This window comes from Leptospira kirschneri serovar Cynopteri str. 3522 CT (assembly GCF_000243695.2).
Lineage (GTDB): Bacteria > Spirochaetota > Leptospiria > Leptospirales > Leptospiraceae > Leptospira > Leptospira kirschneri.
On record NZ_AHMN02000005.1, the window covers coordinates 376,700 to 393,626 of the forward strand.

Below are 16,927 nucleotides of genomic sequence, written 5' to 3' on the forward strand. Positions count from 1 at the left end.
TGGGAACTCACACTTTTGAAGATTCAAAAATGATTGATTGTAAGATTTTAGAACAAACTCTCAGTAAATGAATATGATCTTTTTGGATTTTTCGTCAAAATTTGATCTGAAATTTCTATAACTTATTCTCAAAATCGATTCTCTTCCAAAAATTTATACAATCTGTTTTTACACAGAAAATATCTATTGAGTAATTCTAAACAAGAAAGACTCTGAACTTTCTTTCAGAACGTATTCTTAGTTTTCAATAAGTCCGCAAACTGGATTTTTCTTGCCGATCGATTTCATTTTTTAAAACTGTTCAAGCGTTCTTTTTTTATGATTCGACTAGAAACCAGATTCACTTCCTCTTTTATACAATCTTCTAAATTTGAACCTTTTTTGGAAAAAGCAGAATCGGCCCGACTTACACTTCATTCTTTTCAAGGAAAAGGAAACGAATATCTAGGATGGCTTTATCTTCCTAAAGAATTGAAAAATTCAGAAATCGAAAGAATGACTCAAGTCGCCGAACGTTTAAGAAATTCTTCCGAAGTAATCGTAGTGATAGGAATCGGAGGTTCTTATTTAGGATCACGGGCCGTATTGGAAGCCACACTTCCATTTTTCAAAAAACCTTCCGTCGGAAATCCAGAAATTATTTTTGCAGGACATCATCTAGAATCCAGATATTTTTCCGAACTAATAAAATACCTCGAAGATAAAGATTTTTCGATCAACGTCATCTCTAAGTCAGGAACAACCACGGAACCTGCCATCGCGTTTCGTCTTCTTTGGGAGCTTCTCCGTAAAAAATACGGAACTTCCGCATCTTCCAGAGTGGTCGCTACCACGGATTCATCCAAAGGAGTTCTAAAAAAATTCGCGGATTCGGAAAAACTCGACACATTTACAATTCCGGATAACGTAGGTGGAAGATATTCCGTCTTAACTCCAGTAGGTTTATTTCCCCTTGTAGTCGCCGGAATTCCGATCAGTAAATTTATATTAGGATTTCAAAATATTCTAAATGATCTTCATCTGGTCGCCGATCCAAAGCGCAATCCCGCTACTTATTATTCCGCGTTAAGGAATTATTTTTTATCAGAAGGAAGATATGTAGAAGTATTAGCAAATTTTAATCCTTCTCTCCGATACGTTTCGGAATGGTGGAAACAATTGTTTGGCGAAAGCGAAGGAAAAGAAAACAAAGGAATTTTTCCGGCTTCTATGGACTTTACCACCGATCTACATTCTCTAGGGCAATACATCCAAGAAGGAAAACGAATTTTATTTGAAACGGTCTTAAGCCCTTCCGAAGTTTGTTCAAATCTGACCTTAAAAACAACTCAAGATAATTTAGATTCTTTGAATTTTCTTTCTGGAAATTCTCTCGGATACGTAAACGAACAAGCAAGACTAGGAACTCTACTTGCTCATGCAGATGGCGGAGTTCCTTGCTTAGAGCTTGTATTTCCGGATATATCTCCCCAATCCTTGGGAGAATTGATGTATTTTTTTGAATATTCCTGCGCAATTTCAGGTTACTCTTTGGGAGTGAACCCATTTGATCAACCGGGAGTAGAAGCGTATAAAAAGAATATGTTCGCTCTTTTGAATAAACCAGGTTTTGAAAAAGAAGGAGAAATACTTCGCAAAAGAATTTCAAGGAGCGAAAAACCCTAATCCTTCACATCTCCAATTTGATAGAATTTTTTGAAAGAGTAACACTCAACGACAAGAATATAAGATTATAGTAAAATTTCATTTTACTGCTTGACATCTTTTTAAAATCAATAACTGGATAATTCTATGAAGAGGTACGGAAACAAAATTGGCGCCTGCGTTTTAGCGTTTTTGTTTGTATCCATTTCGTTTCCCTCTTCTAGCAATCTTCCTGGGAAGTTGCATCCCCACAAACAAACCATAGACGGGGTCGAATCCGAATACAAAGAGCCGGTTCAATTAGAAGAGGAATTCGAATTCCTACTCAGTTTCCACTCTTTGACTCATAAAGATACTTTATTCGTATTTAAAAGCAAAGTTACTTCCCTCCAGGATAGGTTCCAATTCCATTTCTGTAACATCCAAACTCTCAATCTACTGAATTTACCTCCTCCTTCCCTAGTATAACGAAAATTTAATCTTTTAGTTTTGCACTTTACGGGGTGAATATGTCTTATTGTCCTCTTTTAGTCGTGTTTGTTATACCTAACGTAGTTTTTTTAAGTATGAATCCTTCTTTTTATTTGGATTGAATTCTTGTTTTACTGTTTGCAACTTACGGATCTCCAAGTTTTGCCAATCCCTATTCTTCGGGCATTCCACTCTTAGGATTGGGATTGGCATATTTTTTACCAACTTGGAATTGCTGGCCTTTTTATGGAAGTTTCTAGATTTATTTTTTTATGGAAAAATCAGGTCTTATAAAACGAATCACTTACTTCCGAACTCACGTTAAAATATAGATTTTGTGAGAGTTCCCGCAGATTAAGTCACATTACAAATTTTTAAACATTCATTTTTCTGAAAAAAGTTGGAATCTGAACTTTACAGATCGATTCCTAAAATGTGGGAACTACCACGTTTTTACGAACAAATTCTAAAATTACGGGAACTCATACTTTTAGAAAATTCTTTCTCATTTTCTCCACAAATTCACGCTAAATATCAGCGATTGTTAAAATTCTCATATTCCCTCTGTTTCCAAAATTAAGAGCTTGTTCTAAAACCTCAAAGAATTTTACGCTATAATTCTTTAGAAATTTTTAATATTATGTAGTAGTTCCTGCAGATTGTCACATTTGGCAATTTGCGAACAAGTTATAATGTCGTTAAATTTTCGCAGTAGTTCCCACGTTGGACGGTTTTGGAACAAGCTCTTAATTGAATTAAAAATGGGTTTTCTTTCCAGAAAACTCAGATAGTTTTTCCCGGAAATTTTCCACTGAAGTAAAAATGGACCAAGAATTTAAAAGATGGACCCGTCTTCTTAGAGCAATCGAAACGGGAACAAAAATCGAACTCGGCGGATATATACTCAACGATTCCTTTAGATCGAATTTAGAAAAGTTTGTAAAACTCTGTCTAGAAAATTATAACAAAAACGATCTGACTCCAGTGGTTTATTCCGTAATTCAAGAAATGCTTTTACAAGCGACCATTTCTAACCTGAGAGAATATTTTTGCCAGGAAAACAAAATCGATTTTTTTGATCAAAATTCTTTCGATTCTAGTGAAGAACAATTTAGAAAATTCTTAAATACTTTAGACCCTAAAGCGGTAAGAAATTCTTTAAAGTCAAAGAATTTATTTTTAAAAGTAATCATTCGTCACAACCATACCGGGCTGGCCGCAGAAGTATTCAATAATTCTAAATCAATTCCATTTATAGAAGAACGTCTGAGAAAATACCTTGCTTCGGCAATGGAATATAAAAACTTAATGGATTATTATGATTCTTATCCGGAGGATAAGGAAGGCAGAAATCTTGGACTTGCGTTTTCAATTTTGATACTTCGTGAAACCGGCTTAAAACCGGAATTGCTTCGAATCAGCTCCGGAAAAGACGTTCATATTTCCAGATTAGAAGTTCCGTTCGGAGAAGAATATAAAAGTATTCGTAAACAAATTCTAAAATCTTCTCTTTTTACAAACGAAAGTCAAGAACCGGAACTTCCTTGGAAAACGAGCCGCTGCAGTTATTGTGGTAGAACCGTAGACGATCGTATTTTTTTCTCAAAAATTCCAGAAGATATTCCGGTTAAAGAAATTCCGGAACCAGTTCGATCCGGAAACGGAATTTGTGCCTGGTGTCTTTCCTCTTATTTAACGTGAGTTAGGCATTCTAAAATTGTAAGAACTTGTACTTTTAGAAAATTTTTTCTCAGCCGGATTCGCCCAGATTTCCTTACTCGAATCCACGTTATTTATAATCTGAAAGCCTACAAAGTTCCAAAAATTCTTTCCAACGAGAACCTAAACGTTCGGAAAAATCATTGTCCTTTAGAGAAATATAATATTCTTTTTCTCCCAAATCAAACACATTTCCTGGAAAAATTTTTCCACCTAATCTTTGTTTAACGGAAAGTTCTTGAAAGATTTGAGAAAGATCAAAGAAAGTTTCCGTTTGGATTTCATTCAGAATACTACTATTCAACACGGAAATTCCTACGTAGTACAAATTTCCTTTTCCGAAAATGACTTTTTCATTTTTCAATTCAAGTCCGGTATAACTCGCTGTCTTTGGCTGAGGCAATAAATACAAAAGACAATCTTCTTTCGAAAGAGTATTCGGCATTTGAAAAAGATTTTCCGGTAAGTAAAGAAAATCTGGATTGATAATCCCGATCGTTTCTCCCATCCATCCCGCCCTTTCCAATCCGGTTCTAATTCCTCCGGCTGTTCCCAAAATTTCTTTTTTTTCCTCCGAGAAAACCAATGGAAAAAGTGAAAATGTTTCCAGTTCTTTACGAATCTTCTCTCCTAGATAATGAATGTTGATTATTACAACTTCTGCATTTTGTTTCCAAGCTTGAAATAAAGAATAATAGATAATAGGAATTCCGTTTACGGTAAGTAGCGGCTTAGGAACGTTTTTGGTAAGTTCCTTCATCCTCGTTCCAAAACCAGCTGCAGGAATAAAAAATTTCACTCGATCCCTTTCATAAAGTTAGAATTGGATAAGAGTTCTTCTTTTAATAGATGAAAAAATACGTAAAGTTGATCCGGAAACAAACCCACTTGAACAATTTCCAATAGATTATCAAGCGCATTCAAAACACTTTTCTTATACTTATCCATCTTTTTGTCCGCGATCAAATAGAAATAAGAACCGAGGGCCTTGTAAGAACGTTGAAGACATTGGATGTAATAACATTCTTTGGACTTCGGAAAATTTTGTTCACTAAGATTTAGAAAAATCTGATATAACCCCTGTCTCATCCCAAATGGTATCGGTCTATATGCGTCGTAAAGAATACTGGCAAGATCGTAAAATGGAGTCCCCATTCGCGCGTCCTGAAAATCTATCATACAAATTTGATTTTGGGAATTGATCAATAGGTTCCTTCCATGAAAGTCCCTGTGACAAAAAACTTTTACCGGGTATTCTGCAAGAAAAGCTGAACATTCTTCGATAAAAATTTTAGTTTCACTTCTTAATTGAGTTTTGAGCTGAAATTCTTTTTTGAACTTTAGATAATTGGAATATGTAAAATTACTTTCGAAATCAAGTTTTTCTAAATCAAAATCTCTTGAACTAACCGGAGGAATCGGATTTGTCTTCTGTAATTTGACAAGTATTTCTATCGATTTTATGAGCCAATCCCTATATTCCAAATCGTCCTCGATCGAAGTCAGATCTTTTTCTCCTCCGTCAGTCATAAGAATTAAAAAATGGATCAGATCTTTCTTTAGAATTTCCGGAACTAAAAATTGTTCATGACTTAAAAAATCCGCAATCTCTACAAAGTCGTGTTGAAAACGAATGTCTTTGCAAAGGATTAAGGTTCGATCCGGATAAACGATACGAAAGTATTTTCGATCAGAGGCTTCAAAAACGATCGGAGTAATTTTTTGAGGAAGTTTTCCAGAGAATTCCAAAAACTTCAACTCTGGATCAGTAAGAGGAATTGAAACGTTCATTATATTATACCTTGTTCGGAAAAATTAAACGGAATTCGGTTCCGAAGTTCGGCTCCGATTCGATTTCGATCTTAATTTTGTGTTGGTCCGCAATTTCCTTAGCTACAAACATCCCGAGTCCAGTTCCTTTTCCAATTCCTTTTGTAGTAAAATACGGTTGGTAAATTTTTTGAATCACTTCTTCGTCCATTCCAACTCCGTCGTCCAAAACGGATACCACGGGATGATGGTTTTTAATATATACAGAAATTTGAATATTCCCTTGATTACCGGTCGCGTCCGCGGAATTTAATACGATATTGGAAAGTAAAAGAGAAAGTTGATCCTGGTTCGATTCCACAATCAAGGGTATCGGTTCGGGTTTAAAATGGATCTTACAATTTTTAAGTCTGGAAGTTTTCTGAAAAACGTCGATTACACTTTCCACACATTCATTTAGATCGATCGGTTCCGAAGCCCTTTTGAAATTCTCTCCTGGTTTACCTAACTGTAAAAGATTGTTTGTAAGAGTCTTCAGTTTAACCAACTGACTCCAAGTGATCTGAATCGCCTTTTGACGAATCGGATCTGTTGCATCCGGAAGTTTTGCGATCTCTATATGACCTTGAATCGCGGTCAAAGAATTATTAATCTCGTGTCCTATACTAGAAGCAAGAATCGAAAGAAACGCCCTACGTTCTGCATCTATAAGTTTTTCAGAAATTAAAAGTTTACTCGTTATATCTCTTGCAATTCCGGTATAATAAGTCTGACCTTCTATATCGTAGTAGCATATCGAAATTTCATAAGCTTTTACTTCCCCATTTTTACTTTTTAGATCGGCTCGACTGATTCTTGAAATTTGTCTTTTATTTTTTCTTTTTAAGAGCCGATTCAACCGCTCCATATAAAGTTTTTCTTTCCCCACAGGTATCAGAACTTCGAAATGTTTTCCTACAATTTCTTCCTCGGCGTATCCGAAAGCGTATAATGCGGCTTGGTTTAAACCCGAAAATTTCAGTTCCCGATCCAAAGTAATTACACAATCACTAGTGGCATTAAGAATATTATAATTTTGTAAATATAAGTCCTTGGCCCTTTGTGCGAGTTTGGTATTTTCCGTTTCCGATTTAATCAGATTTTCTGCACGTTTGTCTCTGGTTTCTTTTTCTATTTTAGCTCTTTCTAATATCTCTAAAATGTTTCTGCGACGGATCGGTTTAGATATGTAATCGAATGCCCGATTGCGGACGGCTTCTTCAGCAGTGTTGAGATCGGGGTTTCCGGTCATTAAAATGACTGGAATGTTTTCGTTAATTTTACGGATTTCTTTTACAACTTCGATTCCATTTTTACCGTTCATTACGATATCCGAAATCACCACGTCCACTTTTTGGTTCCGGATGATTTCGAGAGCGGAATCGGAATCCTTTGCGGATAGTACTTGATAACCTTCTTTGGAAATAACTCTTTCCAAAACGGTACGAATTTCAAACTCATCGTCGACTACAAGTACCGATGTAAACTTTGATTGCATAAACTCTTACACTAAACTCTATTTTACCAAAAAAAAGTCCTTATATAGGAAGGCGAATCAAAACCCTAGTTCCGTTTCCGATGGAAGACTCCAAAGAGATGGTTCCATTGTGTTCGGAAATGATTCTTTGGGAAATGGAAAGTCCCAAACCGGTTCCTTGTTTTCCTCTTCGAGTAGTATAAAGAGGAAGAAACGCTTTTTCTAAAACTTCTTTTGTCATTCCTGGACCGTTATCCGAAATTGTAAAAAGAATCGAGTCTCGATTCAAATGAAATTCTTTCTGAACCGTGATCGAAATATTAGGTAAAGAAGGTTTTATTTCCATTTCGGCAATCGCGTTGATCGCATTTACCAAACAATTGATTAGAACCTGCTCGATTTCTTGCCAAGCAGCTCGAATTTTAGGAAGATCCGGATCTGCAATTCGTTTTAATTCGATCCCGTTTTTTTTACAGGAAACTTCAATCAACTCGCAAGCTCTAAGAAGAATGTAATAAGGAGACACAAGTTCTTTTTCTCTTGCTACGGTTCTTCCTAAATCCAGTAAAGACTTGATAAGATCTCGGATTCGAACACTTGCGGCTTCAATTCTTTTATAAATCTTTAATCTTTCCGCAGGATCAGATTCTTCGGTTTCTATTAATTCTTCTAGATAAAGTAAACTCGCCTGAAGAGGATTATTTACCTCGTGTGCAATCCCGGCAGCAAGTTCTCCTATGGAAGCGAATCTTGCCGTCTCGTAAAGTTGTTTGTCCAGAAGTTTGGTCTGAGTGACATCCGAAAAGATCAACATCGCTGCCTCACCTCCGTTTTCCCTATATTTTTTTAGAGGAAGAATTTTGATCGAAAAGAAATTTTCCTGCTCTCTGATGAACGGAATCAAAAGGTCTAAAAATACGGCTCTCTTAGAATCGAGACAGTTTTTGACTCCGCTTTTAAGTTCTTCCGCTACCTTTTGGGAAAAGAGCGAAAAGAAATTTTCACCGGGAACTACATTCAACATTTGGAATAAAAGAAATTTGAGAATCGGAGCTACTTCTAAAACGATTCCTTCCGAAGTAAGAATTACGATTCCGTTGTTCATAGCGGAGAATAAATTTCTCAGTTTGATTTCGGAAGAACGGATCAGTTCCTCGTTTTTCTTTTGTTCCGTAATATCTAGAAGTAACAGAATCGTTCCGATAGGATTTCCATACTCGTCCCTAATTCTAGAAGAGGCAAGGAGCATCGGCACTTCCATATCCGGAAAAATTTTCATTTTGATTTCGGTTCTGAATTCTTCTTTGGAAAGTCTATCCAAAACGGCTGGAGGTAAATTTAAAAATTCGCCGATCGGAAGGTCGATGAAATCTTCTTTATAAATTCCTAATATTCTTTCTAAACTTCTATTTCCGTATGTAATATAACCTTCGTCGTCGGTGGAAATAAGGGGAACTTCTATAGAATTAAGAAGCGCCCCTTGGAATTGTAATTTTTTGGAATTTTCGATCCTGGTGCGTTCCGTCTTAGCGTTTTGTAACGAACTATGTATGTCCGAAAGAATTTCCTCATATAGAAAATTTTCGCCGGAATCAAATGCCATTTCCTCTAAAGATAGAATTTCGATCCCTCCTAAAAGATTTTCCTTTTCTCGGATTCCAAGAGAAAGACTTCTTCGGAATTTACGATCCGTAAAAATAGATTCCCATTCCGGATACTTTCCGTTACCGAATTCGTGTATGACAAAATTATCTTTTGTATCTATCAAATTCCTCATTGGGAATGGAATATTAGAAGAAATGAATGAATAAATTTTATGTTTTACTTCTGGATCCATACCCTTTTGTCCTAGAATCTGTAACTCTCCTTCTCCTTCCTTAAAAAAAAAAGGCCCAGACTAAAAAGTAATGTGGATTTTCCTTAAGAGTATCGCAGAGTTTTTGAAAGATGGAACTCTCAGAAGTTAAATATCTTAAGTTTTGTCTTAAAAGCCTCAAAGTTCTTAAGATACTTTGCATATAATAAAGTCTCAATTCTGTCTGTTGAATTTCGGACTGATCGGTGAAATAAAATAACAACAATCCTCTTCCTTCAAAGCGAGTGCTATTTACCGTAAAATTGACGAGTTTGTCTTCTCCACTTTTATGTTTGAGTTGCCAATAAACTCTTAAGGGTTCATTGTGTTTGATCGTTAGAGTTTCTTTAGGATGTGTCGAACTAGATAAGATAAAATCGAGTGATTTTCCTTGGAGTTCTTCCGAGGAATAACCCAAGATGTTTTCAAGAGCTGGATTTAAATAAAGAATGGTTTCCGTCTCTGTATCTAAGGCGAGAATTCCTTCCTGAGTAGGATGGAAAAAAGAATAAAACACGGAAAGTAATGAATCTGGCATCCTGATTCCAGTATAACCTGAAGTGAGTCTCGACTTACTTTCGATTCTTTGCAAGAACTAATTCCGGAAAACATACTAAATCAAAAGTCTGTCGATGAATGAACTTTCTGTGATAGATTCAGATTCCTTATAAGGATTTTTTAGGTCGATTTGTTAAAATTCCAAAACCCCACCACATTGTGCTAAAAATTGTACAATTTGGATTTAGAATCTGCCCAAAACTTACAGCGTTCTTTCACAGAGGGATTGATTTTGACATTCCTTATTGAGTGACAATAAAAAGTATAAAAATAATTTTTTAGCAGATCAGTTGCAGTATTTTTTCAAGGTTACCAATCTTAATTGATTTATAGAATTTATTTTTAAAATCCAACTGATTCAGAACTATGTAATAGAAATGTCAGGAATTTTGTCTCTTAATTCAATTCATACCCTAAAGTTTTATAGCCATTTACACATTTTGAGTGGCTATAACTCGGGGACAAATTATCAAAGGTGAGAATATGATATCTAAGTTTACTTTCTCAAATTTGAAAACACGTCAGTTATTAGCCATAAAATCCAAAAAGAATAATTATCCAATCAAATTTCTACATCAAATCTTTGTTTTGCGATTATCACATAGAAAACATCTTAGAATTCTGGATTTTGAGCAAAGATAAAATAGAGTTGTTGAAAAATGAATTCTCCATCTGTTTCCGTTACATTGAGATGGACAATGGAAGCAATTTTGCGAATCTCCACTATAGAATTTTTTAACAACTCTATTATTTTTGAGATAGATTCCAATTAAAAATTCATTTGATAGAGGTTTTTTAAAATTAACTTTATAAAAGATGAATATTCCAAACAAAATAAAAAATCTACATTTATGAAATTGATATATGAACTATTTCTGAACTACTACCACTGGAAAAAGAAAAAATACATGAAAGAAATCCTTGGATTTCGGGATTTAAAAGTGGAAATCGGAGGGCATTCAATTTATTTTTTGGAAAAAAATCCAGAAAAAAAGAATTCGATTCTTTTGATTCATGGCCTTTTGGATTCCGCAACCGGTCTTAGAAAAGTGGCTCCTAAAATCAGGCAGGACTATCGTGTTTTGATTCCTGATATTCCCGGTTTTGGAAAAAGTAAACTTCCCAATCTCAAATATTTGTATCAAATAGACGTTTTTGCGGATTTGATTTACGAATCGATTCGAAAATTAAATCTCACTAATACAGTGTTAGGTGGCCATTCGATGGGAGCTTTGATCTCTATGCATATCTCCCTTAGAGACCGTGAAAAAAGAATTTCCAAACTTGTTTTGATGGCTCCCGGTGGAATTCCGCATCCGAAACGGGACGAAATGAAAGAGCTTCTATTTCCTAAAAACGAAGAAGATCTTTTAAAACTCATCGAAGCGTTGTATTACGAAACTCCGACTCTGCCTGGAAAAATTGCCAGAAAAGCTCTCATTCAATCTTGGAATGAACTTCCAAATCAATTTTTAACTGTAAATACTATAGAACGAGAAGAAGAAATTTTCCTTGGGAAAAAGTTAGGTGCAATTCAAATTCCCGCTTTAATCCTTTCCGGTAAAGAAGATCCTATTACAGACACTACAATGATTAAAAAACTTCATTCTTATTTAAAGAGAAGTAAACTCGTTTTCATTCCAGGTGCAAAACACGCGATTCACATGGAAAAATCAGATGAACTTTGTTTGGAAATTAATCGTTATTTAGATTAGAATTGGATGTAGTTTCTATCTGTGATTGATTTATTAGAGTTCGTTAATTTATATAAAAATTAAATGTTTAAAATTTTGTAATGCGACTTAATTTGCGGGAACTCTCGCAAATCGTGGATTTGCAGTAGTTCTCACATCATTTTACAGACAACTCTAAGTTTTGTGGTAGTTCCCACAAATTTAGGTTCTACCATAAAATTTAGAATTCAACTTTTTAACAGAAATAAAAATTTACCGAACAATTGAAATGTAGGAACTACCTCACACATCTCATCTTTTACTTAGAACTATATAACGGAATGTGGAAATGCTGTAAATTTTAAAGCGTGCTAAAAATTTCTTTAACCGCTCTGATCACGTCTTGAACGTCTTCATCCTTCATCCCTGGAAAAAGAGGAATAGAAAGAGACCTTGTATACATCGCGTTCGCATTAGGGAAATGTTCTCTTTTAAATCTGAAACGAGAACCGTAAAACGGATGTTCATAAAGTGGTATAAAATGAAGACTTGAACCTATATTCCGTTTTTTTAATTCAGATGCAAAAATGTCCCTATCCATTTTGCAAGAAGCACAATCCACTTCTACACGGAACAAATGCCAAGAATGTTCACCGTTTGGAGCAGAAAGAGGAAGATGCAAAAATGGTAAATCGGCAAATTCACTTTTATAAATTTCGGCGATTGAAATTCTCCGTTTCCAAAGTTCGTCTGCTTCTGAAAGTTGGACAATTCCAAGAGCCGCAGCCACGTCAGTCATATTGTATTTAAAACCGGGTGATACAACTTCGTAATACCAACCGGGTCTATCGTAAGCGTCTCGATTGATTCCATGCAAACGCATCAATTTGATTCTTTCGGCAAAGTGAGAATGTTTAGTCGTAACCATTCCACCTTCTCCGGTAGTAATTCCCTTAGTGGCATAAAAACTGAAAACGGTAAAATCCCCAAAAGTTCCGATCTTTTTTCCATTGTGAACCGCAGGAAAAGCATGGGCCGCATCCTCTATCACGTAGAGATTATATTCTTTAGCAATTTCTAATATACCTTCCATATCGCAGACGACTCCGGCGAGATGAACCGGTAAGATCGCCCTTACGGTCTTTCCTGTTGTTTTGTGAAAGAGAGTTCCGTTCAGATAAATACATTCCTTTTCGATCGTAGCACGGAGGGTTTCGGGAGTCATAAGATTGAAGATCGGGTCCACGTCCGTGAGAATTGGTTCCGCGTCGAAATAGCAGATCACTTCTGCGGTAGCCGTAAATGTAACCGCAGGACAAATGGCCGCGTCTTCACGGCTCATTCCGATCGCCTCAAGGGCCAAGTGAAGTCCGGCCGTAGCCGAGTTGAGAGCGAGTGCGTAATCGGCTCCGGTATAACGAGCAAATTCCTCTTCAAATTCTTTTACCTTGGGCCCCGAAGTGATCCATCCGGAACGTAGTACGGAAGATACTTCTTCGATGGCTCTTTCGGAAATACAAGGTAGAGCGAACGGGAGAAAGGTTTTGCGTGCTGTGATCATATCGGACATAACCCTCTGTACTTTTATATTTCGGCAGATTTACATTTTTCCTGAGTTAGAAATTCATCCGTAAAACTAAAAATGTGGGAACTATTACAATTTTTAGTTTTCAAATTTATTTTTACCGAATCAAAACAAATCCACTTCTACCACAATTTGAAAATTAAACATCTCTGGATTTAAGAGCATTTCACAGATGCAGATTCTTAAATGTAAAACCAATTCTGAGAGTGATAATTCTTGATTTAAGTAGAGTTCAGAATGAGTTATTATTTTATATGTCCGAGTAGTAAGTCTAAGAATCGATGGCAAACCAACTTAAAAAACGGCCAGAAAATCAAGAAGGGAATTTCTATGTAGATTCCACTTGTATCGATTGTGAAACGTGTAGAATCATTGCCCCGAAAACATTCGCCGAAAAAAACGGAGGTTCTTATGTTTGGAAACAACCGGAAATAGAATCCGATAAAATGGCCGCACTCCGCGCCCTAATAGCCTGCCCTACCACCTCCATCGGAACGATAAACAGAACAGATTTAAAAGAAGCAAAAGAAACTTTTCCTTCCAAGATAGAAGAAAACGTATATTACTGCGGTTATCATTCTAAAGATTCCTTCGGAGCATTTTCATATCTCATTCTAAGAGAGAATGGAAATATACTCGTAGACTCTCCCCGATTTGTTTCTTCTTTAGCCGACAAAATTGAGTCTCTAGGAGGAATCCGTTATCATTTTTTAACCCATCAAGATGACGTGGCCGATCATCAAAAATTTAAGGAAAAATTCGGATGCGATCGAATCATTCATGAAAACGATTTAAGATCGGTACCTTCTGCCGAAATCGTCTTAAAAGGGGAAAACGTTTTTGAATTAGATAACGAAGTAAAAATGATTCCAGTGCCAGGACATACCCAAGGACACTCAGTTCTTCTTTATAAAGACCAATTTCTATTTACTGGAGATCACCTCGCTTACGATCCTCTAAAAGATCGTCTGATCGCGTTCAAAAACGTATGTTGGTATTCTTGGCAAGAACAAATAAACTCTATGAAAAAATTGAAAAATTATTCTTTCGAATGGGTTTTACCAGGACACGGTTATCCAGTAAACAAGGAACAGAAAATCATGCTGGATCTTTTAAAAAACTGCATCTCTTGGATGGAAACACGTTAGATACTTTATTATACAGTTTCCCTTACTTAAAGACTCGCTTTAAAAAATTGAAAGTTCCAGATTCTAATTTTTTAAAAAAGGTTTATAATGATTGAGTGTAAAATGAATTTTTACGATGGTCACCAAACAGTGGTTTTATGTAAAAATGAAATTGGAATATTATAATTTTGATTTTATCAAAATTCCTTTAAAATAAATTTTTAAAATAGAATGTAAACCTCGTTTTCTTCCTTACGAATTCTATCTCTCAAACTAAAAATTAATTTTTCCGTTTCTTCTCGGAACTGGCTTTCATTTCTGAGAATAGAAGAAGGAAGCAGCCAATTAAAATAGTAATTTTTAAATGAATTTTTCAAATCAACCGTACGACTTTTAAAACCTTCAGCAAGAGAAAGATTATTTTCCAGTTGTAAATTTTTGATCTCAGGATAGATCCAATTCTCCTCTAAATTCAGATGAAGCTTTAATCTCGCAGAAAAACTTGCAAGTTCATGGAGAAGTTCGTCCATGTCTTCGGAAATTTCCCCAAGCAATCTTTTTTCAATATCGTTCAGCAGTTTCTGAATTTCTGCATATTGAACCTTATAGAACTCTATATTCAAAATCTTCGTTCCTAATCTATAAAATCTTTTTCTACAACTCGTAAGAAATAAACTGGAAGATAAATCCAGAAAGAAGAATATTCTTTCTCAGGCCAAGTGATTAATTTGTTTTATGTTCGGAATTTATATATGGCTTCAAAAATAAATTCGAAATCGATTCTTTTTTAAAAAGACGATTGGATCCTATCTACGATTTCACTGAAAAAATCTTTAAATCGTAGCTCTTTTTTCTCTTAGACTTAAAAATTAACTGTAAAGTAAATTCAAGCTTCCGATAAACGAACGTAATCTATTTTAACATTTCGAAAGAAAAGGTTTTTCCATTCGGAAAAAAAATCTTATGGATTCAATTTATCTATCAAATCCATAAAAAATTAAAATTATTTTCTGAACCAAACCATTTATAAAAAATTCATTTCTATACAAGATTATAATAACATACTTTCTGAATTATAGAACGAACTTCATGGTTACGGTTTGACATGTTAAGATACAATATATGGGAATACAAAACCTATCTCCGTCTTTACAAAAATCGTTATTGTATTTTTCAGATCAATCTACAGAAGGAATTGTTGTTTTAGATCGAGAATGGAAGACCGTATATGCTAATCATAAGTTTCAAAACTTTTGGTCCTTTCCTAACTTCCAAGTTCTTTACGAAAAAATTATTCCACTTCTTAAATCCAAGCGTTTAGAAAACGATACAAGCATATCTAATCTTCTTCAAGAGATTGAAGACTCAAAAGATTCATTTTTAGACGAAACAAATTTTCAACTCCAACTCAGCGTTCATGATTTCGAAGATTCTTATATGATTCGATTTAAACCTCAACCGAATGCTCAACCTAAAATAGAATACGAAACCGGCCATTGGGATCGAAATACCAGTCTTCCCAATCAAAAATATTTTTTAAATCATTTCGGAAATCAAATCTCTGAAGAAGCAAATTTTCTAGAAGAACATTTTTCTTTTTTGATTTCGATATCCAATCCAGACGCAATTATATCCCAAGAAAAAAACTCCTATTTTGAATCTATTTACGTAAAAGTAGCCGATCGACTGAAGAAACACCTCAATCGAAACGACCATTTATTTAGAATTGAAAGTGACAAATTTTTAATTTCATCCTTACAAGTAGATTCGGAAACCAAGGCGGAATGGTTCGCGGAATGTATTCGAATGCTTTTCGATTTTCCTTTTACTTACGAAGAAAGAGAATTTCATCTTAACGTTAATATAGGTTATACGAAATTCAATTCGAAATCAGGCTCGGACATGAATGCACTTGGAATTTTAAAAGAAGCACTTCATCGTTCATGTTTGAGCGGTCCTAATTCTCTATTTTATTATGATCAAAATGCAATCACAACCACTTACGAAAAAGCTAAAATAGAAATCGATCTTAGAAAAGTGTTAAACCGAAATGAACTGGAAATACACTTTCAACCAATTATCGACCTTAAAGAAAACCGCTTTTTTTCCATGGAAACCTTGGTACGCTGGAATCACCCCGAAAAAGGCAAACTTTTACCCGGTAGTTTTATTTCGATTGCGGAGAGTTCTAGTTTTATCAAAACCATCGGAGAATGGATGATCTGGGAAACGTTTCAATATTACGAAAATTCAATATTAAGATCCGAGAATATTTCTCTTTCTCTAAACATATCTCCAAAACAATTAGGGGATAAAAATATATTTCCTCTTCTCAAAGAAGCGAGTGATTATTACAAAATTCAACCCAGTAATATCATCTTAGAAATCGTGGAAGATTCCTTCGACTTTAGAAAATCCCAAATCAGCAAAGTAATCACCTCTCTCAAAGATTATGGATTTAAATTTGCAATCGACGATTTCGGAAAGGGATATTCTTCCTTGGGAAGACTAATCCATCTTCCAATTGATTACATCAAACTGGATAAGATGTTTTTATTTAATTACTTTCAAACTTCCACACGAGCAGTAATTACTTCTATGGTAAACTTAGTGCAAGCGATGGGTAAATCAATCATCGTAGAAGGAGTGGAAAACGAAACACAACACAATCTTTTGAAAGAACTCAATTGTGATTTCGGACAAGGATATTATTATTCTCATCCGATGGAAATCGAACTCGCAGAAAAGCTAATTCAAAATAAGGCGATTCCCGCTACTTAAAAATGTAAATGTCCGTAAATCCCCACTATTCCTTTTTAACGTTAAAAGTCTCCATCTGGACAACATTCTTATTAAAAATTCTCTCCGACCCTAAAAAACGTGAGTTCGACATAAGAGAAAATAGAAAATTTTTCTAAAAGAGCTTCCATATTTTGAAAATTTTACCGCAAAATCCAAATTTGCTGCAGTAGTTCCCACAGATTAAGTCTCATTGGCCGTATTGAAGTT

Annotated in this window: 13 protein-coding genes and 2 pseudogenes; 7 read left to right on the plus strand and 8 right to left on the minus strand. The window is 35.1% G+C overall.

Annotated features, from left to right (window positions below; translation table 11 throughout):
• Positions 1–318: 318 nt before the first annotated feature.
• From LEP1GSC049_RS218730 to LEP1GSC049_RS218720, 4 genes are all read left to right on the plus strand, one after another.
• A complete protein-coding gene (locus LEP1GSC049_RS218730) occupies positions 319–1,665 on the plus strand; it encodes a glucose-6-phosphate isomerase (RefSeq protein WP_004758019.1) in 1,347 nt (448 codons plus the stop codon).
• A 126-nt stretch (positions 1,666–1,791) separates the two neighbouring features.
• Positions 1,792–2,112, plus strand: a complete 321-nt coding sequence (locus tag LEP1GSC049_RS218725; protein WP_004753808.1) for a hypothetical protein — start codon at positions 1,792–1,794, stop codon at positions 2,110–2,112.
• 403 nt (positions 2,113–2,515) lie between these two features.
• Positions 2,516–2,695: a hypothetical protein gene (locus LEP1GSC049_RS2000000225850; protein WP_004754593.1), complete on the plus strand. Its 180-nt coding sequence runs from the start codon at positions 2,516–2,518 to the stop codon at positions 2,693–2,695.
• A 242-nt stretch (positions 2,696–2,937) separates the two neighbouring features.
• Entirely contained in the window at positions 2,938–3,816 is an 879-nt protein-coding gene (locus LEP1GSC049_RS218720; protein ID WP_016560642.1) for a hypothetical protein, read from the plus strand.
• An 88-nt stretch (positions 3,817–3,904) separates the two neighbouring features.
• Here LEP1GSC049_RS218720 and LEP1GSC049_RS218715 read toward each other — a convergent pair whose 3' ends face one another.
• From LEP1GSC049_RS218715 to LEP1GSC049_RS2000000229245, 6 genes and pseudogenes are all read right to left on the minus strand, one after another.
• Complete coding sequence (locus LEP1GSC049_RS218715; protein WP_004758023.1) at positions 3,905–4,633, minus strand: sugar phosphate nucleotidyltransferase; 729 nt, start codon at positions 4,631–4,633, stop codon at positions 3,905–3,907.
• A complete protein-coding gene (locus LEP1GSC049_RS218710; RefSeq protein WP_004755000.1) occupies positions 4,630–5,625 on the minus strand; it encodes an aminoglycoside phosphotransferase family protein in 996 nt (331 codons plus the stop codon). Before LEP1GSC049_RS218710 ends, LEP1GSC049_RS218715 begins: the two co-directional genes overlap by 4 nt.
• Positions 5,626–5,629: 4 nt before the next feature.
• A complete protein-coding gene (locus LEP1GSC049_RS218705; RefSeq protein WP_004754000.1) occupies positions 5,630–7,141 on the minus strand; it encodes a hybrid sensor histidine kinase/response regulator in 1,512 nt (503 codons plus the stop codon).
• A gap of 40 nt (positions 7,142–7,181) precedes the next feature.
• Positions 7,182–9,513 (minus strand): annotated as a pseudogene (locus LEP1GSC049_RS02000000224565) (two-component system sensor histidine kinase NtrB).
• Between the two features lie 34 nt (positions 9,514–9,547).
• A pseudogene (locus LEP1GSC049_RS2000000228685) lies at positions 9,548–9,752 on the minus strand (hypothetical protein).
• Between the two features lie 356 nt (positions 9,753–10,108).
• On the minus strand, positions 10,109–10,297 hold the full coding sequence (locus LEP1GSC049_RS2000000229245) for a hypothetical protein (RefSeq protein WP_082285871.1): 189 nt from the start codon (positions 10,295–10,297) through the stop codon (positions 10,109–10,111).
• A gap of 87 nt (positions 10,298–10,384) precedes the next feature.
• On the opposite strand from LEP1GSC049_RS2000000229245, the gene LEP1GSC049_RS218700 reads away from it, so the two are divergent.
• Positions 10,385–11,248 (plus strand): alpha/beta fold hydrolase, encoded by an 864-nt coding sequence (locus LEP1GSC049_RS218700; protein ID WP_032827674.1) that lies wholly within the window; start codon positions 10,385–10,387, stop codon positions 11,246–11,248.
• Positions 11,249–11,567: 319 nt separating this feature from the next.
• Here the strand turns inward: LEP1GSC049_RS218700 and LEP1GSC049_RS218695 are convergent, their stop codons facing one another.
• Entirely contained in the window at positions 11,568–12,776 is a 1,209-nt protein-coding gene (locus LEP1GSC049_RS218695) for a DegT/DnrJ/EryC1/StrS family aminotransferase (RefSeq protein ID WP_004754030.1), read from the minus strand.
• A 296-nt stretch (positions 12,777–13,072) separates the two neighbouring features.
• On the opposite strand from LEP1GSC049_RS218695, the gene LEP1GSC049_RS218690 reads away from it, so the two are divergent.
• A complete protein-coding gene (locus tag LEP1GSC049_RS218690; protein WP_016560586.1) occupies positions 13,073–13,939 on the plus strand; it encodes an MBL fold metallo-hydrolase in 867 nt (288 codons plus the stop codon).
• 200 nt (positions 13,940–14,139) lie between these two features.
• Here LEP1GSC049_RS218690 and LEP1GSC049_RS218685 read toward each other — a convergent pair whose 3' ends face one another.
• Positions 14,140–14,541: a hemerythrin domain-containing protein gene (locus LEP1GSC049_RS218685; protein WP_004755347.1), complete on the minus strand. Its 402-nt coding sequence runs from the start codon at positions 14,539–14,541 to the stop codon at positions 14,140–14,142.
• 499 nt (positions 14,542–15,040) lie between these two features.
• Between LEP1GSC049_RS218685 and LEP1GSC049_RS218680 the strand changes: the two genes are divergently transcribed.
• Positions 15,041–16,699 carry a GGDEF domain-containing phosphodiesterase gene (locus LEP1GSC049_RS218680; protein WP_004758018.1) on the plus strand — a complete coding sequence of 553 codons (1,659 nt, stop codon included), beginning with the start codon at positions 15,041–15,043 and terminating at the stop codon, positions 16,697–16,699.
• The last annotated feature ends 228 nt before the right edge of the window (positions 16,700–16,927 follow it).